The organism is Clostridia bacterium (genome assembly GCA_016887505.1).
Classification (GTDB): domain Bacteria; phylum Bacillota; class TC1; order TC1; family UBA5767; genus UBA5767.
The window spans coordinates 765,677-790,574 of the sequence record CP069393.1 but is presented as its reverse complement, the minus strand read 5'-3'; the positions used below and the strand labels follow the sequence as shown (position 1 = coordinate 790,574).

The 24,898-nt window shown below is 42.4% G+C and carries 26 protein-coding genes; all 26 read left to right on the top strand.

Going from position 1 to position 24,898, the window contains the following annotated elements:
- The first annotated feature begins 154 nt into the window (after positions 1-154).
- The 26 genes from JR334_03910 to JR334_03785 all read left to right on the top strand — a co-directional run bounded on the left by JR334_03910 (position 155) and on the right by JR334_03785 (position 24,861).
- On the top strand, positions 155-1,540 hold the full coding sequence (locus JR334_03910) for a PTS mannitol transporter subunit IICBA (GenBank protein ID QRN86379.1): 1,386 nt from the start codon (positions 155-157) through the stop codon (positions 1,538-1,540).
- 103 nt (positions 1,541-1,643) lie between these two features.
- Complete coding sequence (locus JR334_03905; protein QRN86378.1) at positions 1,644-3,752, top strand: BglG family transcription antiterminator; 2,109 nt, start codon at positions 1,644-1,646, stop codon at positions 3,750-3,752.
- 13 nt (positions 3,753-3,765) lie between these two features.
- Positions 3,766-4,302, top strand: coding sequence for a PTS sugar transporter subunit IIA (locus tag JR334_03900; protein ID QRN86377.1), 537 nt, complete (start codon positions 3,766-3,768; stop codon positions 4,300-4,302).
- The gene (locus tag JR334_03895) at positions 4,299-5,558 is read left to right on the top strand and encodes a zinc-binding dehydrogenase (GenBank protein ID QRN86376.1); all 1,260 of its coding nucleotides are present in this window, start codon (positions 4,299-4,301) and stop codon (positions 5,556-5,558) included. The genes JR334_03900 and JR334_03895 overlap by 4 nt, the downstream gene beginning before the upstream one ends.
- Positions 5,559-5,561: 3 nt before the next feature.
- Positions 5,562-6,485 carry a 1-phosphofructokinase gene (gene pfkB / locus JR334_03890; protein QRN86375.1) on the top strand — a complete coding sequence of 308 codons (924 nt, stop codon included), beginning with the start codon at positions 5,562-5,564 and terminating at the stop codon, positions 6,483-6,485.
- 45 nt (positions 6,486-6,530) lie between these two features.
- On the top strand, positions 6,531-6,788 hold the full coding sequence (locus tag JR334_03885; GenBank protein QRN86374.1) for an HPr family phosphocarrier protein: 258 nt from the start codon (positions 6,531-6,533) through the stop codon (positions 6,786-6,788).
- A gap of 109 nt (positions 6,789-6,897) precedes the next feature.
- The gene (ptsP, locus tag JR334_03880) at positions 6,898-8,610 is read left to right on the top strand and encodes a phosphoenolpyruvate--protein phosphotransferase (GenBank protein ID QRN86373.1); all 1,713 of its coding nucleotides are present in this window, start codon (positions 6,898-6,900) and stop codon (positions 8,608-8,610) included.
- Between the two features lie 215 nt (positions 8,611-8,825).
- Positions 8,826-9,245, top strand: coding sequence for a hypothetical protein (locus JR334_03875; GenBank protein QRN86372.1), 420 nt, complete (start codon positions 8,826-8,828; stop codon positions 9,243-9,245).
- A gap of 65 nt (positions 9,246-9,310) precedes the next feature.
- Positions 9,311-9,523 (top strand): helix-turn-helix domain-containing protein, encoded by a 213-nt coding sequence (locus tag JR334_03870; GenBank protein QRN86371.1) that lies wholly within the window; start codon positions 9,311-9,313, stop codon positions 9,521-9,523.
- A gap of 892 nt (positions 9,524-10,415) precedes the next feature.
- Positions 10,416-11,087 carry a haloacid dehalogenase-like hydrolase gene (locus JR334_03865; GenBank protein QRN86370.1) on the top strand — a complete coding sequence of 224 codons (672 nt, stop codon included), beginning with the start codon at positions 10,416-10,418 and terminating at the stop codon, positions 11,085-11,087.
- Positions 11,088-11,182: 95 nt separating this feature from the next.
- Entirely contained in the window at positions 11,183-11,938 is a 756-nt protein-coding gene (gene panB, locus JR334_03860; protein ID QRN86369.1) for a 3-methyl-2-oxobutanoate hydroxymethyltransferase, read from the top strand.
- Complete coding sequence (locus tag JR334_03855; protein ID QRN86368.1) at positions 11,935-12,807, top strand: pantoate--beta-alanine ligase; 873 nt, start codon at positions 11,935-11,937, stop codon at positions 12,805-12,807. Before panB ends, JR334_03855 begins: the two co-directional genes overlap by 4 nt.
- Positions 12,800-13,159, top strand: coding sequence for an aspartate 1-decarboxylase (locus tag JR334_03850; GenBank protein ID QRN86367.1), 360 nt, complete (start codon positions 12,800-12,802; stop codon positions 13,157-13,159). Before JR334_03855 ends, JR334_03850 begins: the two co-directional genes overlap by 8 nt.
- Positions 13,160-13,202: 43 nt before the next feature.
- A complete protein-coding gene (gene nadA / locus JR334_03845) occupies positions 13,203-14,114 on the top strand; it encodes a quinolinate synthase NadA (GenBank protein ID QRN86366.1) in 912 nt (303 codons plus the stop codon).
- Between the two features lie 10 nt (positions 14,115-14,124).
- Positions 14,125-15,618, top strand: a complete 1,494-nt coding sequence (gene nadB / locus JR334_03840; protein ID QRN86365.1) for an L-aspartate oxidase — start codon at positions 14,125-14,127, stop codon at positions 15,616-15,618.
- Positions 15,611-16,441, top strand: coding sequence for a carboxylating nicotinate-nucleotide diphosphorylase (nadC, locus tag JR334_03835; GenBank protein QRN86364.1), 831 nt, complete (start codon positions 15,611-15,613; stop codon positions 16,439-16,441). Before nadB ends, nadC begins: the two co-directional genes overlap by 8 nt.
- A gap of 8 nt (positions 16,442-16,449) precedes the next feature.
- Positions 16,450-17,034, top strand: a complete 585-nt coding sequence (locus JR334_03830) for a thymidine kinase (protein ID QRN86363.1) — start codon at positions 16,450-16,452, stop codon at positions 17,032-17,034.
- A gap of 229 nt (positions 17,035-17,263) precedes the next feature.
- The gene (locus JR334_03825) at positions 17,264-17,965 is read left to right on the top strand and encodes an AzlC family ABC transporter permease (protein QRN86362.1); all 702 of its coding nucleotides are present in this window, start codon (positions 17,264-17,266) and stop codon (positions 17,963-17,965) included.
- A 1-nt stretch (position 17,966) separates the two neighbouring features.
- Positions 17,967-18,284 carry an AzlD domain-containing protein gene (locus JR334_03820; GenBank protein QRN86361.1) on the top strand — a complete coding sequence of 106 codons (318 nt, stop codon included), beginning with the start codon at positions 17,967-17,969 and terminating at the stop codon, positions 18,282-18,284.
- A gap of 116 nt (positions 18,285-18,400) precedes the next feature.
- Positions 18,401-19,204 (top strand): FAD binding domain-containing protein, encoded by an 804-nt coding sequence (locus JR334_03815; protein ID QRN86360.1) that lies wholly within the window; start codon positions 18,401-18,403, stop codon positions 19,202-19,204.
- Entirely contained in the window at positions 19,194-19,643 is a 450-nt protein-coding gene (locus tag JR334_03810) for a 2Fe-2S iron-sulfur cluster binding domain-containing protein (protein QRN86359.1), read from the top strand. Before JR334_03815 ends, JR334_03810 begins: the two co-directional genes overlap by 11 nt.
- The gene (locus JR334_03805) at positions 19,644-21,932 is read left to right on the top strand and encodes a molybdopterin-dependent oxidoreductase (protein ID QRN86358.1); all 2,289 of its coding nucleotides are present in this window, start codon (positions 19,644-19,646) and stop codon (positions 21,930-21,932) included.
- A gap of 164 nt (positions 21,933-22,096) precedes the next feature.
- On the top strand, positions 22,097-22,771 hold the full coding sequence (locus JR334_03800) for a DUF134 domain-containing protein (protein QRN86357.1): 675 nt from the start codon (positions 22,097-22,099) through the stop codon (positions 22,769-22,771).
- A 9-nt stretch (positions 22,772-22,780) separates the two neighbouring features.
- Positions 22,781-23,152 (top strand): NifB/NifX family molybdenum-iron cluster-binding protein, encoded by a 372-nt coding sequence (locus tag JR334_03795; protein ID QRN86356.1) that lies wholly within the window; start codon positions 22,781-22,783, stop codon positions 23,150-23,152.
- Between the two features lie 6 nt (positions 23,153-23,158).
- A complete protein-coding gene (locus JR334_03790; GenBank protein QRN86355.1) occupies positions 23,159-24,001 on the top strand; it encodes an ATP-binding protein in 843 nt (280 codons plus the stop codon).
- The gene (locus JR334_03785; GenBank protein QRN86354.1) at positions 24,001-24,861 is read left to right on the top strand and encodes an ATP-binding protein; all 861 of its coding nucleotides are present in this window, start codon (positions 24,001-24,003) and stop codon (positions 24,859-24,861) included. The genes JR334_03790 and JR334_03785 overlap by 1 nt, the downstream gene beginning before the upstream one ends.
- Positions 24,862-24,898 lie beyond the last annotated feature (37 nt).

Genomic DNA, 24,898 nt, shown 5'->3' with positions numbered 1-24,898 from the left:
ATGCAAGATGTTTTGTCCTGTCATTTTTTAAAATGTCATTATTGACATCGGACATACTTGCAACTAGTTTGAATTGAAAAGTAACCCTGCTCGGCCTCATAATTAGATATAGCCAGTTATGGTATTTGGTTAAATACTTTATTCGGAGGTTATCATGTCTACTGATACTAATAAGGGAAGCAGCAGCGAAAGGATTCAAAACTTCGGAAGAGCGCTAAGCGGAATGGTTATGCCGAACATCGGTGCATTTATCGCTTGGGGATTTATCACGGCTTTATTTATTGAAACTGGGTGGCTGCCAAATGCATCATTAGCAGAAATGGTTGGACCGATGATCGTCTATCTGTTGCCGCTGTTGATTGGTTATACCGGCGGTAAGATAGTTGGCGGAGTAAGCGGTGGTGTAGTTGGTGCCGTTGCTACCATGGGTGTTATCGTTTCAGCGAGTATTCCGATGTTCATGGGCGCCATGATTGTTGGACCACTCGGCGGACTATGTGCCAAGAAGTTTGATGAAGCAGTACATGGAAAAATCAAGCCCGGATTTGAAATGCTGGTTAATAACTTTGGACATGGCATCATTGCTGTAATCCTGGCGATCCTGTCCCTGAAAGCATTCGGTCCTGCAGTATTAAGATTAACAGGAGTAATAAATGCAGGTGTTGAAGGCATCGTATCCAGAGGCCTCTTGCCAATCGTATCCCTGATTGTTGAACCCGCCAAGGTTCTATTCCTTAATAACGCACTGAACCACGGAATATTTGGTCCACTTGGTGTTGTAGAGGTTGCGGATGCAGGCAAGTCAATATTCTTCTTGTTGGAAACCAACCCTGGTCCTGGTCTAGGTATCCTGCTCGCTTACTGGGTATTCAGCAAAGGCATGATCAAGAGCAGTGCTCCTGGTGCCATCATCATTCACTTCCTTGGTGGTATCCACGAAATCTATTTCCCATACGTACTGATGAAGCCGATTCTGGTTCTGGCTGTTATCGCTGGTGGAGCAAGTGGTGTAGCAACATTTAGTCTGCTGGGCGCTGGCCTTGTAGCGACTCCGGCACCAGGAAGTATTTTCGCATTGATTGCTATGACTCCCAAGGGTGGATTGTTCCCAGTATTGGCAGGTGTTGTTGTTTCAACCGTTGTTTCATTCTTGGTAGCTGGCTTATTCCTAAGAAAAGCAGATTTCGATAAAGAGGAATTAGACGATGCCAAGAAGACCGCAGTAGATATGAAGGGCAAGGAATCTTCCGTAATTAAGACCTCTTCTGTAAAGAAAATCGTTGTAGCCTGTGATGCAGGTATGGGTTCAAGTGCGATGGGCGCTACGATACTTAGAAACAAGGTGAAGGCAGCCGGCTTGGATATTGAAGTAATCAATACTTCTATTGAAAACATCCCGCAGGATGCAGATATTGTAATCACTCAGGAAGTTCTGACGGCAAGAGCTCGGGAAGCAGCCAAGAATGCAGAGCATATCTCTATTGACAACTTCATGGGAACCCCATTATATGATGAATTGGTGGAGCGCCTGAAAAAGTAATAATCTGTATTGAGTTACACATTTGCCCTGAAATATTTAACGTATTAACTTGTAAGGTATAAAATTTAACGTAAGAAGAAACTACTAGTAGAGGGAGTACCTTATGTTGCTAAGCTCACGAAGTAAACAAATCATAGCTTTTCTGGCTCAACAGGCTGACTATGTCACATATGAGGAAATTGGGAAACAAATCGGGGTAAGTGGCAGAACAGTCCTTAGAGAAATGGATACAGTCGAGGAGTGGCTATCAGATAGAAACTTGGAACTCATTAAGAAGAGTAGATACGGTATTCGGATTGAGGGGAACCAGGAAGAAAAGAATGATCTGATCAGTGAGCTTGGTAACGTAACGGTGTACAAGGCATACACTTCAAAGGAACGGCAGGATATAATGCTGCTGGACCTGATTCAATCGGAGGAGGAATCGAAGCAGTATTACTATTCCTCCCTGCTGGATGTATCTGATGCGACCATCAGTCAGGACCTGCATAAACTTGAGGAACGACTTAAGGAACAGGATGTTTCGATCCAAAGAAAACCTGGGTCAGGCATTAAGCTCGTAGGATCCGAAACAGCCAAACGGCAGCTGCTCCTCAATGTCTTTTATGACCACTTATCGAAAAAGCAGGTCCTGAACATCATCCGCAAAGAACTATATGGAAGAAAGCAGAATATTAGTGCTAAAAGCCAGGCCATCCAAAGACTGCTCTACCTGATCAGTCCGGATAAGCTCATGGACCTGGAAACCATTGTGAACAAGGTAATCGATGAACATGACTATCCCATAGCGGACAGCTCTAAGCTGGGGCTCATCGTTCACCTGGTACTGGCTGTTGAACGTGTAAAAAATGATGAGAAAATTACTATCAATGAGGATGTATTTAAGGAACTGAAACAGAGTGATGAATATACATTAGCAGATCTTATCTTAAAGGAAATCGAAAAAGAATACGGACTGGATATGCCGGAGGATGAAGGTGGATACATCACCATGCATATCAAGGGTTCTCGGATGAAGGATGTGGAGAGTAACAATTTCGAAAACGAATTGCCGAACATTGATGCCATAAGGATTACCAATACAATTATTGGCAAAGCAGAAGAATTGACGGGACTTAGTCTGAACGAAGACGGACAGCTGTACAATGGGCTGATTGTCCATCTGAGACCCATGCTGGCCAGGATGAAAATGGGTTTGGAAATAAGAAACCCACTGTTAGAGGACATAAAGAAGAGGTATCCGGCCTATTTCGAATTTGCACTTACGTCACAAAAACCGCTGGAAGACTATTTAGGGCAGCCAATCCCTGAGGAAGAAACCGGCTACATATGCATGCACATTGGTGCAGCAGTTGAGAGAATCAGGGGGCTTACGAGAAGAAGACCCAGGGCCATCGTGACCTGTACAACGGGAATAGGAACATCGAAAATGTTGGCTATTCGCTTGGAAAAGGAAGTGCCGGAAATCGATGTAGTAGACATTCTTTCAGTAATCGAAATCAATGAGGAAAAGGTTAAAGTAAGCGGAGCAGACCTGATCATATCGACAGTCGATCTGGAGTACAAAGAATTGCCGGTGATTGTAGTATCACCGATGCTTTCTGAAAAGGATGCCAACCGACTGAAGAACGCAATTGTTACGCTTCCCATTGAGGATTATCTGGAGAGCGATAGTAAGGGAATTGCAAAAAGTGATGACAAGGCCATATCACAAGAGGACCTGATTGAAAGCATAAAGCGTAGGACCGAGTACGGTCAAGCAATCATAAACTTCCTGGAACACGCTACGAAAGACTACTCGAGAGAGGCTTCAGTGGAAGGAGTGTTACGGGAATACATTGAAAGGTATTTTGAGGAAGAAAAAAGAGAGAACGTGTATTTAAGCCTGATGAGACGGGAAGAACTGGGCAGCATCATACTGGAAGATCACGAACTAGCCTTCTTACATTGCAAGGCTGAAGAAGTAACAGGCTTGTATTGTGGAACGGTGAGTGTAGAGCTACCGCTTACACATCAGGGGAAAGACGTCAGAACTGTTGTGGTTCTGATTGCCCCGCAGGAAGCAAGTGCCATTGAGATTGATGTGGTTAGTGAATTCAGCAGGCAGTTAGTGCAGTCTAAGGAATTGGTTCATGCAATCTTGAATGGGGAAGAAACAGAGCTGAAGGATACTTTGTCAGAGATTTACAGAAGACTGTTGGAGAGAATTTAGAGGGAGATTTGAAATGGCTAGCATATTTGGAGGAAAACTAAAAAAGATCGGTAATGCCTTTAGTGGAAAAGACCAGGTGGAATCGGCAGGAGTAGAGGAAGTAAAAGAGAACTCAGTGTTGCTAACCCAGAATGTGATAACTGGACTTTCTTCTGAAGGCAAATGGGATGCCATAAAAAGAGCGGGTGAGCTCCTAATGAATAGCGGCTACGTTGAAGAAGGTTACATTCCAGCCATGGCAGAAAGAGAAGAGCTGATTACTACCTATATAGGCAACCATCTTGCGATTCCTCATGGTATCGGCGAAGCAGCCGGTTTCATCAAAGAAACTGGAATCGTGGTTCTGCAGTATCCGGAAGGTGTTGATTTCGGTGAAGGAAATGTAGCGTATATCGTAATTGGTATCGCTGGTAAGGGCGATGAACACATGACCATATTGGGCAGCATAGCAGGTATCTTCCAGGATGCAGAAAAAGCGAAGGAAATAGCTACAATAGAGGATGCAGAGGAAATTTATAATCTGTTTACAAATGTGGGGGTATTGAAATGAAAGCAAGAGCAGCAAGACTATATGGAGCAAATGATATCAGGGTAGAGGATTTCGAGCTACCTGAGATTTCTGACAAGGAGATACTGATCAAGGTTGTATCCAACAGTATCTGCATGTCCACATACAAAGCGGCAATTCTAGGTAAGGACCATAAAAGGGTTCCGGAAACCATATCTGAGAAGCCAATCATTACTGGCCACGAATTTGCTGGTGAGATTGTGGAAATCGGTGATATGTGGAAAGAAAAATATGATGTTGGCGAGAAGGTTACCATCCAACCCGCACTCTATTACCAGGGCACGCCTCATGCACCAGGCTATTCTTACGAATTCTGTGGCGGCAATACCACATACTGCATTATTCCCTGGGAATTTATTGAGTTTGGATGTTTGCTAAAATACGATGGAGAATCATATTCCAATGCATCACTGGCTGAACCCATGTCCTGCATCATTGGGGCGTACCATGCAAACTACCATATGGAAGCCTATACCTATCAGCATCTGATGGGCATTAAGGAAGGCGGAAATCTGGCGCTGTTGGCAGCGGCTGGCCCCATGGGACTCGGTGCCATAGACTATATCATCCACAGTGACAGAAGACCCGGACGGGTCGTGGTAGTGGATATCAATGAGGAAAGACTGGCTACGGCCAAGAAAGTACTGACCGTGGAAGAGGCGGCAAAGAACGGTGTTGAACTGGCTTACATTAACTCCAATGAACTGGACGATCCGGTTGCATACTTGATGGATTTGACTGAGGGAACTGGTTTTGATGACGCTTACGTGTATGCACCGGTAAAAAGTGTCATCGCGCTGGCTGACGATATTCTGGGCAAGGATGGTTGTCTCAATTTCTTTGCAGGCCCGACGGACTCCAAGTTCAAGGCAGAATTCAATTTCTACAATGTCCACTATATCGGCACCCATGTCATTGGTACCACGGGGGGGAGTACCAATGACATGAGGGAGTCGCTAAATCTGACGGCCAAGGATGTTATTAACCCGGCAGTCATGATTACCCATGTGGGAGGCTTGGAAGTCGTGCCGGAGACGGTTCTCAATCTTCCGAAGATCCCGGGAGGCAAGAAGCTCATCTATCCTCACATAGAGATGCCGCTTATCGACATCAGGGACTTTTCTGACCTGGCTGCGGAAGATGCCAGATACAAGGAACTGGAGAGCATATTGGATAAAAGCAATAGGATATGGTCTCTCGAAGCAGAGAAGTTCGTACTGGAAAATTTTGGCAGGTGAGCCATGATTACTACAGTAACTTTGAATCCGGCTATCGATAAATCGATCCTTTTGGATGAAGTCGTACTGGGAGAAGTGCATAGAATTAAGGAAGTTGTGGAAACGGTAGGCGGCAAGGGAATCAACGTATCCAAGGTGTTGAATTTCTTTGGTGTTGCAACCACAGCCACGGGTATCTTGGGAAGAGACAATGCAGATCTCTTTACGACCTACCTGCGAGAAAAAGGAATTGAAGATTCCTTTTACCAAGCGGCAGGAAAGACGAGAACCAATGTCAAAGTAAACGAAACGAAGCATCAACGAACGACAGACTTGAATGAGCCGGGACTCCTGCTAAATGAAGCAGACATCGACAGGGTCAACTACAAGCTGGTCACGCTTGCGGGAGAAAGCGATTATATGGTTCTGGGGGGCAGTCTTCCCAGAGGAGCTGATGACACTTGGTATGCTGACATCATTAGGCTTGTAAAGGACAAGACCACAGTCGTACTGGATACGTCTGGCGCTAAGCTGAAGGATGGTATATCTGCAGGTGCGGACATCATTAAGCCCAATAAGGAAGAACTGGAGCAGGCGTATGATGTGCGTTTTGCCGACAATGAGGAATGTGTGGAGTTTTGCGCTGAATTGATAAGAGGCAACAGACTGAGTACAGTTCTGCTGACCCTGGGTGGTGAAGGGGCAGTATTTATCACGGAAAAAGTCATCTACCACAGTGATCCAATCAACGTAAATGTGGTCAATACGGTTGGAGCAGGGGATTCGTTTTTAGGTGGATATCTGACCGGTAAGAGCATAGGAAAAAACAATATGGAAGCCTTTAGGATTGCGGTTGCTTGCGGTAGCCTTGCTGTAATGCAAAAGGGAACAGATATTTTCAGCAAGGAAGAGTATGACGAAATGATCGAAAAGGTTGTAGTGAGATAAGTACGAAGCGCAAGTTGTTAATCATAAGTAAATCGGAGGATTGTCATGGAAATAATGAGTATCAAGGTTGAGAATGAAACCGGCTTGCATGCTAGACCGGCAGCTGAATTCGTAAAGCTTGCTTCTGAGCAGGCATGCGAAGTATTTGTTGAGAAGGATGAGAAAAGAGTGAGTGCCAAAAGCATTTTGGGTATTTTGACGCTGGCCATTACCAAAGGTACGGTAATCAATATCATCACAGATGGAGAAAATGAAAAAGAATCCATGGAAACTCTTTTAAACTATATTCGCAACGTCATTTAGCTGAATCGCTGTAACTATGGGTGCATTGCACTTGGAGCGGCGCTATAAGTTGCGCTAGTGTGTCTGGGAGCAATTTGCCCCTGTTTGGATTCGATTGGAGTGAACGTATATGATACGAGGGATCGGCGTTAGTGATGGAATCGTAATTGGAAAGGTTTTTAAGCATAACCAGGCTGAACTGGTAATCAATAAGGAAACCATTTCCGATGTCAAAAAAGAAATAGAGAAACTGGATGAGGCTCTTAGGAAAAGTGTCGCAGACGTGGAAAAGCTCCGAGTTAAAACTGAGAAGAATGCGGATGCAGATACTGCGGCCATATTTGGAGCGCATATTGAAATCTTAAAGGATCCGGAACTTAGGGATGGGACCATTTGTAGAATAGAGAATGAGCACATCAATGCGGACTTTGCATTCCAGGCCATAAGTGATAGCTTTGTTGATATGTTTGAGGCCATGGAAGATGAGTATTTCCGGGAGAGAGCGCTGGATGTGAAGGATGTATCTAAACGTGTCCTGATGTATATCCAAGGCAAGGAGATGGTCAGTCTCAGTTCTCTTGAAGAAGAAGTGGTATTGGTCGCAAGAGACCTTACTCCATCGGATACGGCTGAACTGGAAAAAGGTTTAGTCAAGGGATTCATTACAGATATTGGAGGAAGAACGAGCCATACGGCAATCATGGCAAGAATTCTGGAAATACCTGCTGTCGTGGGTACTAAGGTAGCCTTCGAAACTTTAAACGATGGAGATATGGTTGTTCTTGACGGCCTGTCCGGTAGAGTGGTTGCTAATCCGACAGAAGAAGAAATCAAGGAATACGAGGCTATTGCGGAAGAGCATGAGCGCAATAAAGCCATTTGGGAGACCTTCAAGGATAAGGAAAGTCTGACCAAGGATAATAAGCAGGTTGAAATCAGCGCAAACATTGGCAAGGCGGCAGATATTCAAAGGGTGCTTGATCACGGTGCTGAGGGAATCGGACTGTACCGAACTGAATTTTTGTTCATGGGCAGAAGTGACTGGCCCAATGAGGAAGAGCAGCTAAAATCCTACAGAATGGTGTTGGAATCGATGGGAAATAAGCCTGTCGTAATACGTACACTGGATATCGGCGGTGACAAGAACCTGGATTATCTCAAAATGGATGAGGAATTGAATCCATTTCTAGGTGTTCGGGCACTACGGCTGTGCATGAGTATGCCGGATATCTTCCGGACCCAGCTACGTGCACTCCTCCGTGCTAGCGTGTTTGGAAATCTGCATATCATGTTTCCTATGGTAGCTACGGTCGATGAATTCAGGGAGGCCAAAAGACTTCTTCAGGAAGTGGAGCAGGAACTCGTCGAGGAGGGTAAGGAAGTAAGTAGTACTTACAAGACTGGAATCATGGTAGAGATTCCTTCAGCGGCAATACTAGCTGATGCATTTGCTCCTGAGGTAGACTTCTTCTCAATCGGTTCCAACGATTTGATTCAATATACCTTTGCGTCGGACAGGATGAATGAGAAAGTTTCATACTTGTACCAAACGTGTAATCCATCGATCCTAAGACTCATCTCCATGGTTATTGAAGCGGCTCATAAGGAAGGGAAATGGGTTGGCATGTGTGGCGAGATGGCTGGCGATGTTAGGTCTATTCCGCTCCTGTTGGGACTAGGCTTGGATGAGTTCAGTATGAGCGCGTCTGGTGTGTTGAAGGCAAGACATTTCGTATCTGAACAGAAGTACGAGAATGCCAAAGCATTGGCCAAGAAGGCACTACAGATGAAAAACCAGGATGAGGTGCTTGAACTATTGGATGAATATAAGAACAGAAAATAGCGATTGGCACTATCGTGCAATATATACCCTAGGAGGTCTCGCAAGAGGCCTCCAATTTTTTGTTTAGTTCGGCGTTCAATGCAGCGGTACACGAGGGCATATCAGGTAGAAACATGCTTAAACGATAATAAATTATCGAAATAGAGGAATACACATGGTGGGATGAGGACAAGAAAACGAAAGGGGACGCAACCCGTGTTGCGTGTGAATCATCCATGATTGAAAGAATCTCACTGAAGGCGGTTTCTACCATCACCTATGCACTAATCATCTTTCTGATACTGATGAACCTGGTGGTTCTAGCAGGTTTGCCCTGGATTATAAGCGGCATTGTCACTGTGGATATTGGGTCTGGATACATGCCCATTATCTATAGTGCTGGATTGTATAAGTATTTCCTGATTTTCCTTTATATTGTTGGTATCTTGGTTTTCCTGATACTGAATGAACTGAGGAAAATTTTTAAGAGTTGCCTGATGGAGAACGTGTTTATTCTGGACAATGTGCGTCGGCTGCTTAGAATGGACATTTTTACCTTCCTGGTAACGGCTCTGTTTCAGACCAAAGTGTTCGTGGTTAATTCAATTATGATCATGATTGTGGTCTTCACCTTTTTCATGGCGTCGATGTTCTGACCTTGCTCTTTGATAGGGCGGTCCAGTATAAGCAGGAAAACGACCTGACCATCTAGGAGGCGGATATGGGTAAAATCGTAATCAACCTGGATGTAATGATGGCCAGGAAAAAAATCATTGAAGGATCTGGCGGCGGAGGTGGTATTACCAATGCTAATCTTTCCATACTCAAGAACAATAAGGCCAAAGCTGTGTGCCTCCAGACGTTGGAGAAGCTCTGCAAGGAGCTTGACTGTCAGCCTGGAGATCTATTGGTATATGAGGAGGATGAAGAATGATATTGTCTGTTTTGTGCGGCCTGCTGGTTTTCTGGTTGCTCTGAATTAGGACTGGGCGCATCCAACAGGTACTGCTGCTGTTCGGCTATACCATGCGAAAACAGGGTCTAATGGACCGGAACTGGTGGATGAAGGCCGCCTATATTGTTGCCCTGGGTCTTGTATTTATCCTGCGGGATATGCTGGTTTTCAAGGGCTAACCTTTATGGCCTTGCCCTTTCAGTTTGGTTTTTTCTATGTGAAACTTGCGGAATCGGATGTGAAAATCGTCCTGCCGAGTTGGCTGATCTCAGTTTTCAGACCACTACAGGATATTCATCTTCTGGTCAGGATGCAAGTGAGAAATTGCTGAGGGGCAGGGATGAGGTCAAGCATGTGGTCTTGGGTAGCCTGATTGCCCAAGTCTTCCTGGCATTTGTTCTTCTAGTTCCTAGTGGTAGCCATTGTTTGCACTACTTGAGTTCAAGAACAAAAAGAAGGATAGGCGTAAGAGACTGCTTGAGAACTGTACTCTGACCATGATCCTCATGATGACGGTATCCCGCGCGATACTTCTTACGCGTCTCGGTGCGTTCAGATTTGTCAGCACGGTCCTGCTATTCTGGAGTTATAACACCCAATGCTAGTGATATTATATGGATTCATAATATAAATGGGAAATATTGAATTGAAACAACAAAATGGATTCAAGTCAATATCCTGTGTGCTTTTATCTAGTTACCATATAGTATATGAGCATGATTTTTACCGTTATGAATGATACGGCGAACCGCATCTCAACTAACACACAATATAGAAGGAATGGTAAAACTAGGTACCTAACAAGATGTTTGACAATAACCTCGTAGCCTCTTATCATGTAATAATAAGAGATGGGGTGAGGATAACATTCATGAAATTAGCTATTATAGACTTTGACGGGACACTGTTTCCAAGAGACACCCTACCTTTTTTGATGGAATTCTGGTTGAAAGATGGGCAGAGCAAGGTGAAATATTATTTAGTCATGGCCCAGATAATGCCATATTATGGAGTATATAAGCTATCGTTTGGAAATAGGAAAATAAAAGAAGGCTTTAGAACACACGCTTTAAAAGCATTCAATAGAATCTTCGATGGCATGAATGGAGAAGAGGTAGAAAGCTTCTTGGTGCGAGCTGGAAAAGAAGTACGAAAACTACTTAGAAGTTCCATGCTAGATGAAATAGGAAGATTAAGAAAAGATGGATTCACCACGGTGCTTCTATCTGGAGCATACGAACACCTACTTAAATCGTGCACATATGATATAGAGATTGACCATGTTATTGGTTCAAAGATTTCTTTTGTCAATAATGTATACCGAGCAGATTCAGGACTAGCCATAGTAGAGGGAAGACAAAAAGTCCAAGTAATTGAAAAATATTTCAATCTAAACGAACAAGATTGGTCACAGGCATGTGCTTATGGCGACAGCATTACGGATGTTGAACTCCTTAAAAGAGTCGGCAATCCAGTCATGGTAGAACCAGACGAAGTACTAGCACTGACCGGAAAACAATTAAGTTGGAGACAAATCGATTAATTTAAGAACCTGCTTTGATCCTAAGCGACAGAGACAGACTAAATGGTACAACCCTACCCTTAGTCTATCTAAGGGCTTTTTTATTGGGAGGAACCATGAATACAGTAAAAACAATTCGAGAAATGAAAGACGTAACCAAGATAAGCTTCGTTACCGCCTACGACAGCTTCACGGCAAGATATGCAGATGAAGCAGGGATAGACGGCCTACTAGTTGGAGACTCAGTAGGCATGACACATCTAGGCTTCCAAAACACCACCAGTGTAAAACCCAAACACATCTTACATCACCTAAAAGCTGTTTGCTCTTCTAAGACAAAAGCATTAGTAGTTGCCGATATGCCCTTCCTTAGCTGTAACAGGGGCAAAAAGAAGGCAGTAGAAATTGCCGGAAAATTCATCCAAGCAGGCGCCTCAGCCGTAAAAATTGAAGGTGGTAGTCAACAAAAGAAAATTATTAAGGCCCTACTTAAGGCTGGCATACCCGTTATGGGACATTTGGGACTTTTACCCCAACAAATTCATACCATGGGTGGCTACCTATACAAAAATAGGACAGAAAAGCAAAAAGAATGGATCCTAGAAGAAGCCAAACTTCTGCAAGGACTAGGCGTTTTTTGCCTAGTCCTAGAATGCGTAGACGAAAAAACTGCCACTAGGATTCGAGACCAACTCAGTATTCCCGTCATTGGAATTGGGTCGGGAAGGGGATTGGACGGACAGATTCTAGTTTCCAACGACCTATTGGGACTAAGCATTGACTATGTGCCCAGCTTTGCTAACCAATATGCCCAACTAGGACAACAGATGATAACTGCCTTTGCTAGGTATGTAGAGGATGTGAAAAAATGAAAATAATATATGCCAATGAAGAGATAAAGAAATGGAGCAGAAGTAGCAAAAAAGAAGGAAAGACCATTGGCTTTGTACCCACCATGGGCGCATTGCATGAAGGACATCTCTCCTTGATACGAAATGCAAAAAAAAGGGCAGATCTAGTAGTAGTGTCAATTTTTGTAAATCCAACCCAATTCGGTCCCCATGAAGACTTTGAACTATATCCGCGAGATACTGAAAAAGACCTGAAAGCACTAGAAGCAGAACAAGTCGATGCCGTCTTTATACCAGACGAATCTAGTATGTACGGGGAGGGTTACAGAACCTATATTGAAGTCGAGCATCTAACGGATAAACTGTGTGGTGCAAGCAGACCGGGACATTTTCGGGGCGTCACTACCGTAGTTGCCAAATTTTTCAACCTAATCCAACCCAATACAGCTTTTTTTGGCCGCAAAGATTACCAACAATTAGTAGTAATCCGCAAAATGGTCGAAGACCTAAACATGGACCTGGAGATAGTAGGGTGCCCCATCATAAGAGAGCATGACGGTCTAGCCCTTAGCTCAAGAAACCGGTATCTAAGTATGGAAGAAAGAAACCAAGGCTTGTTACTTTCAAAAACGTTAAAACTTATAAGTAAGATGATGCAAAACCAAGCACTATCTTTGCTAGAAGTGCGGGATGCGGCCATGAATTTTCTGATGAAAAACAGCAAGGATAACTTTGCTTTAGAGTACCTAGAATGGGTCAATGCAGATAATTTAGAAAGAATCGAACAACTAGAAGGCTTTCAAGGAACCATTACCATTGCCATGGCTGCCCAGGTCGGCAAGACTAGACTTATTGACAATATTCAAGTGGAGGTAGAAGACCATGCTTAGAGAAATGATGATTGGCAAAATCCATAGAGGGGTTATCACAGAAGCGAATATCCATTATATGGGAAGTATCACCCTAGACCCGGATATGATGGAAAAAAGCAATATTCTAGAAAACCAAAAGGTACAAGTCGTAGATATAAATAATGGCAAGAGATTTGAAACCTATGCAATTACAGGAAAAAGGGGTAGCCGTACTATTTGCATTAATGGAGCAGCAGCTCGACTAGTAACACCCGGGGACAGGATTATAATCATATCCTATGGATTAATTAGTGAAAAAGAGCTCAAGGAATATGAACCTAAGATTCTTCTGTTGAATGAAAAAAATGAGTCAATATTAGGAGAGATATAGGTTATAATGGGTATAACGTCAATTTTAATACAAGGAGTTAGTGATGGATACAACAACCATGATGAATGAAATCAGACGGTTGAAACAAGAAAAGAATGTAATAATAATGGCTCACCTTTACCAGCCAGATGAAATACAAGCTGTAGCTGACTATACAGGGGACTCTTTGGGACTTAGCCGCTTGGCTAAAGAAGCAAAAGAGAGCGTGATTATGTTCTGTGGTGTTAAATTCATGGCTGAAACAGCCAAGATTTTGTCACCCAATAAACGTGTTGTTTTGCCTAGAATGGACGCTTTATGCTTCATGGCCGCCATGGTCAATGAAGAAGAAATCCACGAGATGAGAAAAAAGCATCCAGGTGCTGCTGTAGTTAGTTATGTAAATTCAACGACTGAAGTTAAGGCTGTATCAGATTATTGCTGTACATCTGCGAATGCAGTCAACTTGTGCCGCAACATTCCGGAACAAGAAGTAATTTTTGTACCAGATAAAAATTTGGGAGCATACATTGCTCAACAAGTACCTGAAAAAAGTTTCTATTTTGTTTCAGGCTTTTGTCCCACCCACCATCGCTTGTCTATAGAGGATGTAGAACAAGCCAGAAAAGACTATCCTGGCGTACGCATATTGGCTCATCCTGAATGCCAAAGACAAGTACTCGATTTGGTGGATTTCATTGGAAGTACTTCACAAATTTTGAGCGAAGCCAAGGAATCGGATGAAAAAAGATTAATCATTGCGACAGAAGAAGGTACCTTGTACCGTCTTAGAAAAGAAAGTCCCGAAAAGGAATTCATTTTACTGTCCAATGAATTGGTCTGCGAAAATATGAAGAGAATCAAACTGGAAGACCTCTACCAGTCGATGTTGACATTGGAGCCCGAAATTACGGTTGAGGAAGAGCTTCGTGCAAAAGCGTCTGTAGCATTGGAAAGAATGCTACAGTTTTCATAAGGCGAGGACAATGAATAAAAACAATTACGATGTAGTCATCGTGGGAGCCGGCGTAGCCGGTCTATACGCTGCACTCGAGCTACCTAAAAACCTAAAGGTTTTGGTTTTGGTCAAAGAGAGATTGGATATTTCAAACTCCTATCTAGCCCAAGGAGGCATAGCTGCTGCCATTGGAAAACAAGATAAGACCAAATACCATATCCAGGATACCATGAAGGCTGGCGCTGGTATCAATGAGATTGAAGCAGTCGAAACGGTTATAAATGAAGCGGAAAAAAATATAGATGAGCTTCATGAGCTAGGAGTTACTTTTGACCGAGAATCAGGAGAAATTGCCCTTACTAAAGAAGGCGGCCATAGTCGCTTTCGGATTTTACATATTGACGGCGATGCTACTGGCAGAGGCTTGGTTAAAGCATTACTAGTTGAAGTGAAAAAAAGAAAAAACCTTGAATTGCTGAGAGCCTTTTGCGAGGATCTCGTGCTTGAAGACGGTGTCTGCAAGGGCATTCGAGTTTTGGGCGCTGATGGCGAAGCTGAAATTCGGTGCCAAAGACTAATGATTGCCACTGGTGGTGTAGGCGGCATTTACGGCATTACAACCAATGCTGACGGAGCCACTGGCGATGGTATCGCCATGGCCAAACGAGCTGGAGCAACCATCAAAGATATGGAATTTATTCAATTCCATCCTACGGTGTACTACTCAGACGAAAAAAGACGGTTCCTGATTTCCGAAGCAGTACGTGGTGAAGGTGCACTACTAAGAAATGAAAAGGGCATACGCTTTATGCCACCTCTGGATAAAAGAGCAGAACTTGCCCCTAGGGATATCGTCTCTAGAGCAATCTATGAGGAACTAAAGCACCAAAAACTGCCCTATGTTTATTTGGATGCTACTTGCATTGCGACGGAGCATCTACTAAAAAGATTTCCCAATATCTTTGAAAGATGTATGGAATACGGCCAAGATATGCGCACAGACATGATTCCCGTATCTCCAGCCCAGCATTACTGTATTGGTGGTATCAAAACGGATCTATTTGGAAGAACCTCGATTGAACATTTATATGCCTGCGGTGAATCCTCCTGCACTGGCCTACATGGGGCCAATAGACTGGCAAGCAACTCACTTCTAGAAGCAGTAGTCTTTGCGAAGAGGGCTGCCAAAGATATCCAAGACAGCATCGAAGTGGATTCTAAACTTTCACCGCTTGACTGGAAGGAAATAAACCTTGAAGCCAAATACGATTATGCAGAAGAAAAAAGACAGTTGCAAGAAACCATGACGCAGGAAGCAGGAATCGTTCGTACGACAAAAGGTATGCGTTTGGGTCTTGAAAAGGTAGCAGAAATCCGCAAAGTTTGGGAAAAATATAGGGGTAAAAACCGGGCCTCAATGGAAATGCAAAACATGATTATTGTCAGTGAATGCATTCTCGAAGCAGCCATTGAACGACATGAGAGCGTAGGAACACATTTCGTGGAGGAAACAAATGAATAACTTTAAATGGGATCGGATACTATCTCTATGGCTTGAAGAAGATATGCCCATGGGTGATGTGACCACAGATTCAATATTTTCAGACAATGATTACTCCAAAGGTTATTTTATTGCCAAAGAGTCTGGCGTAGTTGCAGGCCTTGAATATGCAAAACGTGTTTTTGAACTTCTAGATGAGCAGACTGTCTGCAAGTGGTCTGCAAGCGATGGAGATTATCTAGAAAAGGGAGAAATCATTGGTACGGTAGAAGGCTTGACGAGTGCCATTCTAAAAGGGGAACGACTTGCCCTAAACATCATGCAGCGTATGTCTGGAATCGCAAGCATGAGTCGTAAGTATGCAAATGCATTGATGGGAACTAGTACAAAAGTAGTAGACACTCGTAAGACAATCCCTGGTTTTAGAGAACTAGACAAGGAAGCTGTCCGCCTAGGCGGTTGTTATAATCACCGCTATAATCTATCTGATGCAGCCATGATTAAAGATAACCATATCGCTGCAGCAGGTGGTATCAAAGAAGCCATAAATAAAGTGCGAGCCTATATTCCCCATACCATGAAGATCGAGGTTGAAGTATCAAATATGGAGGAGTATCAAATCGCTAAAGATAATGGGGCCGATATAATTATGCTAGATAATATGAGCACAGAGGCAATGCAAGAAATTGTGAACCAAAACGAAGATGGGCCTATTCTAGAAGCTTCCGGCAATGTGACCTTAGAACGTGTAGCAGAGATTGCAAGCATAGGCATCGACATTATATCAGTGGGTGCTTTAACCCATTCCGTAGTGGCAATGGATATCAGTTTAAAGTTTAAGTAGGGAGAACTATGGCAAAACTCTATTTTCGCTATGGAGCGATGAACTGTGGAAAGACAACAGCCTTAATGCAAGTGGCGCATAACTATCTTGAAAGAGGTATGCGGCCAATCATATTAAAACCGCAGGTAGACTCCAAAGCCGGTATGAAAATTGAATCAAGATTGGGCATTCAAAAAGAAGTGGACTATCTAGTTTCTAAAGAAGAAAATATTTACGAAATTGTGGAAAAAGACAGAAAAGAAGCAGAACTTCATTGCGTGCTAGTAGATGAAGCCCAATTCTTTAATCCTGAGCAGATAGATCAACTATTCATGGTTGCCGTAAAACAAGGGATTCCAGTGATTTGCTATGGACTCAGGACTGATTTTCTGATGAATGGATTTCCAGGCAGTGCACGTTTATTGCTTATTGCACATTCTATTGAGGAACTAAAGACCATCTGTGCTTGTGGCAAAAAAGCACTAATCAATGGAAGAAAGATAAACGGGAAATTTGTATTTGAAGGCAAACAGGTAGCAATCGATGGTGACAATAAGGTAGAATATGAACCGTTATGTCCAGAGTGTTATTTACGATTTAAAGAAAATAGATAAGAAGATGGCTACCCACTTGGGTAGCTGTTGTATTTTTAGGCATTTAATCTTAAAACATAGTGATTCACCAGATGGTTGTTAGAAAACTGAAATAAAGAAGAATGAATAAATCAAAAGTTATTTTGATTCCTTTTCGTTGCCATTTTAGTTTATAATTCTTAGAGACTATAGGATAAATATGAAAGGAAAAGCGATCTATCTTTTAAAAAGATAGGTGCATACGTTAACTATGAACAGCAGAGACTTTGCAACAGGATTGAGAGATGGAATTCCAGTATTCATAGGATACTTAGCGGTATCCATGGCTTTTGGAATTATGGCAGTAAAAAATGGACTAAGTGTAGCACAAGCTACCTTGATATCCTTCACCAACTTCACGAGTGCTGGGCAGTTTGCCGGGCTTACAGTGATTGTGGGCGCGGGAACATACCTTGAAATGGCCTTAACGCAGTTGATTGTAAATTTACGCTACTGTCTTATGACCGCGAACCTTTCGCAAAAGATTAGCAAAGAAACACCTCCTTACCATCGATTCATAATGGGTTTCGGAATTAGTGATGAAGTGTTTGCTCTATGTGCATTGCGTAAGGGAAAACTAACTCCATCCTATACCTATGGCCTCATTGTAATCGGTGTATTGGGTTGGACTATGGGGACTTTTGTAGGAGCATTTTTTGGTAACATTTTGCCTCAAAGCATAGTCATGGCCTTGGGCATTGCCTTGTATGGCATGTTTATTGCAATTATTGTTCCGCCAGCTAGAGATAATCCAGTAATCTTGAAACTAGTAGTTGTCGCTATGCTACTAAGTTTTCTCGTTTCCATTCTACCGATACTTAACCATATTTCTTCTGGCTTTAGAATTATCCTAGTAACACTAATCGTGTCTGGATTTGCTGCTTGGAAACATCCAATCGTGGAGGAACAATAGTATGAAACAAAATAGCATCTACATATATATGATTATTATGGCCGTTGTGACCTATCTTATCCGCGTACTGCCTCTTACGCTAATTAAAAAGGAAATAAGCAATACATATATCAAATCATTTTTGCATTATGTGCCTTACGTTACCTTAGCAGCCATGACATTCCCAGCTATTATTTACTCAACCTCCAGTAAGCTTTCTGCAACGGCTGGATTCATAGTGTGCATTTTCCTGGGCTATCATAGAAAGAGCCTTATAACCGTGGCTCTATTAGGAAGCATAACTGTCTTTATTGCAGAAGCAGTTTTGACAATCGGGTAAAATGAAAAATGAATTTGAAAATATGCTGTAACCAAGTAACTAGACTTATGATAGTATAGGGTTTAGGTCTAGATGTTTTATAAGTGCTTTGATATAAAGGCAATTAAGGGGGAAACATGTTTACGATAAAAGAAGTGCTTCAACCAGATTCTACGTTAGAAGCCTATCAGATCCTGCAAAATGAAGTAGGTGCTAGAATAATCGCAGGAGGACTATTTCTAAGAATGTCCGACAGACTTAGCATTGACAAAGCCATTGATTTATCTGGCCTTGGATTGGATAAGATTGAAGAATTCGACGACCATTTCCAAATAGGTGCCATGGTAACGCTGCGAAATTTGGAAACAAATGAACCGCTAAGCCGGTATTTCAATGGACTAATTCAGAATTCTGTCAGGGGTATTCTTGGCGTACAGTTTCGCAACATGGCTACCATTGGTGCTCCGCTTGCAGTTCGGTATGGCTTTTCAGACCCACTTACGGCCCTAGTGGCATTGGATGCAACAGTTGTGTTTGAAAATGCGGGAACCTTAACTTTGGAAGACTATTTGCGTGACCGAAGCATAAAAAAAGATCTTTTAAAATATATAATCATTAAAAAAACTGCACGAAAATCTTCTTGGCAAGTACTTAAAAATTCGGAAACGGATTTTGCACTCATTAATGTTTGCGTAACTAGGCTAGACAATGATGTGAGAATAGCGGTGGGAGCAAGACCAAAGTTTGCCGAACTTGCTAAGAAAGCCATGAATAGGTTGATTGACAGTGATTGGTCAAATGAAGTACTCGAAGAGGCGGCAAAGCTTGCTGCGGAAGAACTTCAATTTGGGGATAATAGATTGGCATCTGCGGAATATCGAAAAGACATGTGCCGCACTCTGGTGCTAAGAGCACTGAAGGAGGTGCGTGATGCAGATTAGTATGATTATTAATGGACAGGAAAAAGCATTTAATGTAGAACCAGATGAATATCTCTCTGATACCCTACGCTCAGCTGGCTATAAAAGTATCAAAAGGGGTTGTGATAAAAGCTCATGTGGTGCTTGCACGGTCCTGTTGGAGGGAAAACCGATTCTTTCATGCAGCTATTTAAGTTTTCGCGCCAATGGGAAAAAGGTAACAACCTTGGAAGGTGAACGAGAAGAAGCCATTAAGTTAGGTTCTTTAATCATCAAAGAAGGTGGCGACCAGTGCGGATTTTGCACTCCTTCCCTGATTCTTACTACGATTGCCCTGAAAAGGGAAAATGCAAACCCTACTGAAGAAGACATCAAGCATTACACCAACGGAAACCTATGTCGTTGTACCGGCTATGTGGCTCAACTAAATGGCATTAAGAAATATCTGGGGGTGGAGTAAATGGCGGTCAATGAAAGAATAGATAAGCAAGATGGACTAAGAATTGTAACAGGTTCTCCCATTTATACAGACGATATAGCATCGCCGGATGCATTAGTAGTCAAGATAATGCATAGTGAGCATCACTATGCAAGAATTAAGAAAATTGATACACAAGAAGCGCTGAAGATGCCGGGCGTGGCCTGCATCCTGACCTATAAAGATATTGCAGCCAAGCCCATCACCAGGGCTGGGCAAACTTACCCAGAGCCTTCTCCGCAGGATTGGAAGATTCTAGATGAATACGTTCGTTTCAAAGGCGACGATGTAGCCATCGTCGCTGCAGATACCCAAAGACATGCTGTGGAAGCCATGGCAAAAATTGAAGTTGAGTATGAAGTACTTGAACCGGTTCTTGATTTTATGGAAGCAGAAGGAAATAAGGCGGTTGTACACCAGGAAGAAGACTGCTTTGCTCATTTTGACTTTGGCTTTAGACCCAAAGAAAACGTGGCAGGCTCTTTGAAAGTGAACATTGGAGATTATGAAAAAGGACTCAAAGAGTCTGACGTTGTCATAACGAGGGAGTACAGGACCCAGGCAACGCATCCAGCCATGATGGAACCCTTAACAGCATATACTTATCTAGATCATGTGGGCAGACTTGTTGTAGTTGCTTCTACACAAGTTCCATTTCATGTTCGAAGACAGGTTGCAACTGCACTCAATATCCCAATGCATAAGGTCCGAGTAATAAAACCCAGGATTGGTGGAGGATTTGGCTGTAAACAGACATCTGGGGCAGAATTTTATCCTAGCCTAGTGACCTTAAAGACCGGGAGACCGGCAAAAATATATTTTAGCCGTAATGAAGTATTTTTGGCTGCAACTAGACGACATCCATTTTGGTTTGAATTAACGGTGGGGGCTACCAAGGATGGAATTATTAAGTGCTTTGATATGAAGGCAAGATCGGATGCTGGTGCCTATGGGGAACATTGCTGGACTGTACTCGAAGCGGGTGCAGAAAAATGTATGGCCTTGTACAACAAGGTAGAAGGCTACCGATATGATGGCAAAGCACTGTATACGAATAGAGTATCTTCGGGTGCCTTTCGGGGATATGGAAAAACTCAAAATACCTTTGCGGTTGAATGTATCGTTAATGAGTTAGCTGAAATACTAAATATTGATCCTGTTGAATTAAGAAATAGAAATATTATTCGCGAGGGTGAGGTATTAAGAATCGGACACGACCACATTTATGATGCGGCAGTTATGAGACAAGATAGTTGTAAATTAGACTACTGCCTAAAACGCGGTGCAGAAATGAGCAATTGGAAAAACTCAGAATCTGGAAAGACTAGCAGCAACAAGGCTGAAGGAACTGGTTTAGCCTTATCCATTCAAGGCTCTGGAATCATCAATCTTGACTCTGGCGGTGCGACACTAAAATTAAATAGTGATGGATTTTTCACACTGTTAATCGGTTCTGCCGATATGGGAACCGGATGTGATACCATCTTGGCACAGATGGCCGCGGATGCCTTGGAAGTTCCCTATGAATCTATCGTGGTAAATTCTGCTGATACCGATGTATCTCCGTATGACGACGGGTCTTATGCTTCTAGTACTACCTACGTAACGGGAACGGCAGTAGTAAAAGCAGCTGCTGATATGATAAAACGTCTTAAAGAAGAAGTCGCTAAGCTATGGAAGCTAGACCTGGAGGAAATTTCCTATAGGGAAGGCGTATTTACTGGTGCAGATAATGAGATTGATTTAAACCACCTAAGCTATGAACTCAACTCAGAACAAATAAGCGTAACTAGAAGTCATAAATGTGCAAAAGAAGCGCCACCCTATAAATCTGGATTTGCCAAAGTAGAGGTCGATCTTGAAACGGGTAAGATAAAGGTAAATGAGTTTAATGCTGTGGTAGATTGCGGAACGCCTATTAATCCCAATTTGGCTACAGTACAGACCCAAGGCGGCGTCCTGCAAGGCATTGGTATGGCTTTATTTGAAGAAATTAATTATTCTCAAAGTGGTGATGAGCTAAACGATAGCTTTATGACCTATAAGCTTCCTTGCAAAAAGGAAGCACCTAAAATTAATGTAGAATTCGCAGATAGTTATGAGCCCAGTGGTCCTTTTGGTGCGAAGTCAATCGGTGAGGTAGTCATCAATGCAGCAGCACCAGCCGTAATCCACGCCATCTATAAAGCGACTGGTATTTGGTTTAGGGAATTACCAGTAACCCCCGAGAAGATGTTCAAGGCTTTGAAACTGAAAAGTAATCAAGAATAGAATAAGAATAAATAAGTTACAGGAAAGACTGTCCAGCAGGAAGGACAGTCTTTTTTATAAGATTAAATAAATTTGCATATGCACAAAAATATTGGAAATAGCATTGACACAAGTTCGGAAGGAGTATACACTATGAATGTGCATATGCACAATACGGAGGAAAGATGAGCAAACCAACCAAGAAGAGAGCCTGTAGGAGGCTGATAAGTGGAAAGTACTATATGCCGAAAGGATTTCAGGATCAAAATCCTGAAGAAGTGACTTTGCGTTTAGACGAATTTGAATCCATGCGTTTGGTAGATTATGAAGGCTTAAGCCAAATACAAGCCAGCGAAGAAATGAAAATCTCAAGAGGCACAGTGCAGCGCTTGCTTGTATCCGCACGGTTTAAGATTGTGGAAGCATTGTTGGAGAATAAAAGTATTGCCATTAATAATGAAATTAAAAATATACAATTAAAAGGAGAAAACAAAATGGATAAGAGATCGAAAGATGTAATAAGAATTGCTATGCCTACAACGGATGGTATTACAGTGGATGAGCATTTTGGCCATTGTAAGTCATTCGCAGTGTATGATATGGAGGGCAACAACATTGTTGACCAAAAGAGTTTGACACCTCCCCCACATGCACCTGGTGTTTTGCCGAATTTTTTGGGGGAACATGAAGTGGATGTCATCATAACAGGTGGTATGGGTCAAATGGCTATTCGTTTGTTTAAAGATCAAAATATTGATGTAATTTTAGGTGCAAGTGGAAAAATTGATGAAACATTGGCGGAGTATGTTGGTGGAGAATTGGTATCCAAGGGAACACCTTGTGATCACCACCACGAATAGGAGGATAATATGTTAGCAGTATGTGCAAAACAACCTGGATTGGATTCCACCGTTGAAGAAAGATTTGGCAGAGCTGAATATTTTGTGCTATTTGACGAAGAAAAGAATATGCCTCAAAGTATCGAAAATAAAGCAAAATTTGAGTCAGGTGGGGCAGGTGGAACTGCTGTTAGACTGTTAAATGAAAATGGGGTTGATGTGGTACTAGTACCGGAATTGGGCCCCAAAGCAATGGACGCAATCAAGGCATTTGAAATCACAGCTTATCGCTACACAGAACAAAAGTCAGTACGTGAAATCATTGAAGACTATAAAAATGGTAAGTTGAGTAAGATTGATACTAGTACTACAGCTAGTAAACATGGAATGTATAAGGCTTAAAAGAATATGAAAATAGCAATCCTAAGTGGAAAAGGTGGTACTGGCAAAACAACAGTTGCCACCAATCTGCTGTCTGTTAGCGATTCTGGTGTGCTGATCGATACAGATGTAGAGGAACCGAATAGCCACCTATTCTTAAAACCTCAGATTCAAAAGACAGAGGCTATTAAAAAAAGGTATCCCATAGTGGATGAATCATTATGTGATTTATGTGGTGCGTGTGGAGATTTTTGTCGCTTCAATGCCATTTTACCTGCCAAAAAAAGTGTTTTGGTTTTTAAAGAGCTATGCCACGATTGTGGTGGATGCCAGATGGTTTGTCCCAACGATGCAATACGCTATAAAGAAAGATCTATTGGCATGGTCTATTCAGGACATACCATAACGGGACACGAAATGCATTACGGGGAGTTAACCGTAGGTGAAATATCTGGGGTACCCATTATTGAAAGACTTCGAGAAATCACGATGGATGATGATTTGGTTTTGATTGATTGTCCTCCAGGTACGGCTTGCAGTACGGTAGCAGCCATCGATAGCGCAGACTTTGCAATCCTAGTTGCTGAGCCTACTCCCTTCGGAGTATCTGATATGAAGATGGTTGTGGAACTACTGCGGGATTTAGGGATAGCCATGGGTGTTGTTGTCAATAAGGACGGACTGGGAGACAAAGATATTTATCAATATTGTGAATCAGAAGATATCCAGATATTGGGAAGAATACCCTTCAAGAAGGAATACGCGAGGAAATATGCAGGTGGAAACCTTATCTCACAAGTAGATGATGAATACAAAAGCATAATTGAAGGAATTCTAAAGCAAGTAATGAGCCAAAAGGAGGTAGTGTAATGGCAGCAAAAGAAATTGCCGTAGTCTCTGGAAAAGGAGGAACAGGCAAGACCTCCATTGTCGCTTCCTTGATACCCTACTTCGATAGTCTAGTTTTGGCTGATTGTGATGTAGACGCACCAGATTTGCATATTCTGTTAACGGAAACGGATATTGAAGCTGAGAACTTTATTGGCTTGCAAAGACCTGTATTAGATGCAGATAAATGCATACAATGCGGCAAATGTGCTAATAGTTGTAATTTTGGTGCTATTACGGACGATATTGAATTCAAACTAACCAAATGTGAAGGTTGCGGTGTTTGTGAATATGTGTGTCCAGTGGATGCTATAAGTCTACAGGATTATACCGTGGGTAAAATCTTTACCAGCGTGACCAAGCAAGGTGAAATGGCAAGAGCTAGATTGATTCCGGGTGAAGAAACATCGGGTAGACTAGTTGCCGAAGTGCGTAAAAAAGCGAAAGAACTGGCTCAAAAAAATATGCGAGATTGGATTCTCATTGATGGTTCACCGGGGATTGCCTGCAATGTCATTTCTTCTATAACAGGCGTCTCTAAAGTAGTTATTGTTATAGAACCCACCATATCCGGCCTACATGATTTAAAAAGAGTGCACGAATTGGTGACAAGTTTTGATATTGATACCTTGGTCGTTCTAAATAAATCTGATTTATCTGCCAATGGTGCTAAGGAGATAGAAGCCTATTGCCAGAATAACGAATTAGATATTGCGCTTCGGATACCATTTAAAGAATCCATGGTAGAAGCAGTGGTAAACAAACAATTGCCACCAGTATATGATCCCGAATTCTTCAAAGAATTAGGTTTTGGTGCTTTTGCCCAAAGACTTAAATCCTAAGGATGATCTACCTACATGGGATAGAATAAGTAGAAAA

What these genes read in the sequence shown, in the direction of transcription:
- JR334_03850 (QRN86367.1), top strand. Translation starts at nt 12,800, where the DNA reads ATGCTTAGAGAAATGATGATTGGCAAAATCCATAGAGGGGTTATCACA.
- JR334_03875 (QRN86372.1), top strand. Translation starts at nt 8,826, where the DNA reads ATGATTGAAAGAATCTCACTGAAGGCGGTTTCTACCATCACCTATGCA.
- JR334_03815 (QRN86360.1), top strand. Translation starts at nt 18,401, where the DNA reads ATGTTTACGATAAAAGAAGTGCTTCAACCAGATTCTACGTTAGAAGCC.
- JR334_03870 (QRN86371.1), top strand. Translation starts at nt 9,311, where the DNA reads ATGGGTAAAATCGTAATCAACCTGGATGTAATGATGGCCAGGAAAAAA.
- pfkB (QRN86375.1), top strand. Translation starts at nt 5,562, where the DNA reads ATGATTACTACAGTAACTTTGAATCCGGCTATCGATAAATCGATCCTT.
- JR334_03805 (QRN86358.1), top strand. Translation starts at nt 19,644, where the DNA reads ATGGCGGTCAATGAAAGAATAGATAAGCAAGATGGACTAAGAATTGTA.
- JR334_03830 (QRN86363.1), top strand. Translation starts at nt 16,450, where the DNA reads ATGGCAAAACTCTATTTTCGCTATGGAGCGATGAACTGTGGAAAGACA.
- JR334_03865 (QRN86370.1), top strand. Translation starts at nt 10,416, where the DNA reads ATGAAATTAGCTATTATAGACTTTGACGGGACACTGTTTCCAAGAGAC.
- JR334_03810 (QRN86359.1), top strand. Translation starts at nt 19,194, where the DNA reads ATGCAGATTAGTATGATTATTAATGGACAGGAAAAAGCATTTAATGTA.
- JR334_03795 (QRN86356.1), top strand. Translation starts at nt 22,781, where the DNA reads ATGTTAGCAGTATGTGCAAAACAACCTGGATTGGATTCCACCGTTGAA.
- nadC (QRN86364.1), top strand. Translation starts at nt 15,611, where the DNA reads ATGAATAACTTTAAATGGGATCGGATACTATCTCTATGGCTTGAAGAA.
- JR334_03855 (QRN86368.1), top strand. Translation starts at nt 11,935, where the DNA reads ATGAAAATAATATATGCCAATGAAGAGATAAAGAAATGGAGCAGAAGT.
- JR334_03825 (QRN86362.1), top strand. Translation starts at nt 17,264, where the DNA reads ATGAACAGCAGAGACTTTGCAACAGGATTGAGAGATGGAATTCCAGTA.
- JR334_03895 (QRN86376.1), top strand. Translation starts at nt 4,299, where the DNA reads ATGAAAGCAAGAGCAGCAAGACTATATGGAGCAAATGATATCAGGGTA.
- JR334_03785 (QRN86354.1), top strand. Translation starts at nt 24,001, where the DNA reads ATGGCAGCAAAAGAAATTGCCGTAGTCTCTGGAAAAGGAGGAACAGGC.
- panB (QRN86369.1), top strand. Translation starts at nt 11,183, where the DNA reads ATGAATACAGTAAAAACAATTCGAGAAATGAAAGACGTAACCAAGATA.
- JR334_03885 (QRN86374.1), top strand. Translation starts at nt 6,531, where the DNA reads ATGGAAATAATGAGTATCAAGGTTGAGAATGAAACCGGCTTGCATGCT.
- JR334_03905 (QRN86378.1), top strand. Translation starts at nt 1,644, where the DNA reads ATGTTGCTAAGCTCACGAAGTAAACAAATCATAGCTTTTCTGGCTCAA.
- JR334_03910 (QRN86379.1), top strand. Translation starts at nt 155, where the DNA reads ATGTCTACTGATACTAATAAGGGAAGCAGCAGCGAAAGGATTCAAAAC.
- nadA (QRN86366.1), top strand. Translation starts at nt 13,203, where the DNA reads ATGGATACAACAACCATGATGAATGAAATCAGACGGTTGAAACAAGAA.
- JR334_03820 (QRN86361.1), top strand. Translation starts at nt 17,967, where the DNA reads ATGAAACAAAATAGCATCTACATATATATGATTATTATGGCCGTTGTG.
- JR334_03800 (QRN86357.1), top strand. Translation starts at nt 22,097, where the DNA reads ATGAGCAAACCAACCAAGAAGAGAGCCTGTAGGAGGCTGATAAGTGGA.
- JR334_03900 (QRN86377.1), top strand. Translation starts at nt 3,766, where the DNA reads ATGGCTAGCATATTTGGAGGAAAACTAAAAAAGATCGGTAATGCCTTT.
- JR334_03790 (QRN86355.1), top strand. Translation starts at nt 23,159, where the DNA reads ATGAAAATAGCAATCCTAAGTGGAAAAGGTGGTACTGGCAAAACAACA.
- nadB (QRN86365.1), top strand. Translation starts at nt 14,125, where the DNA reads ATGAATAAAAACAATTACGATGTAGTCATCGTGGGAGCCGGCGTAGCC.
- ptsP (QRN86373.1), top strand. Translation starts at nt 6,898, where the DNA reads ATGATACGAGGGATCGGCGTTAGTGATGGAATCGTAATTGGAAAGGTT.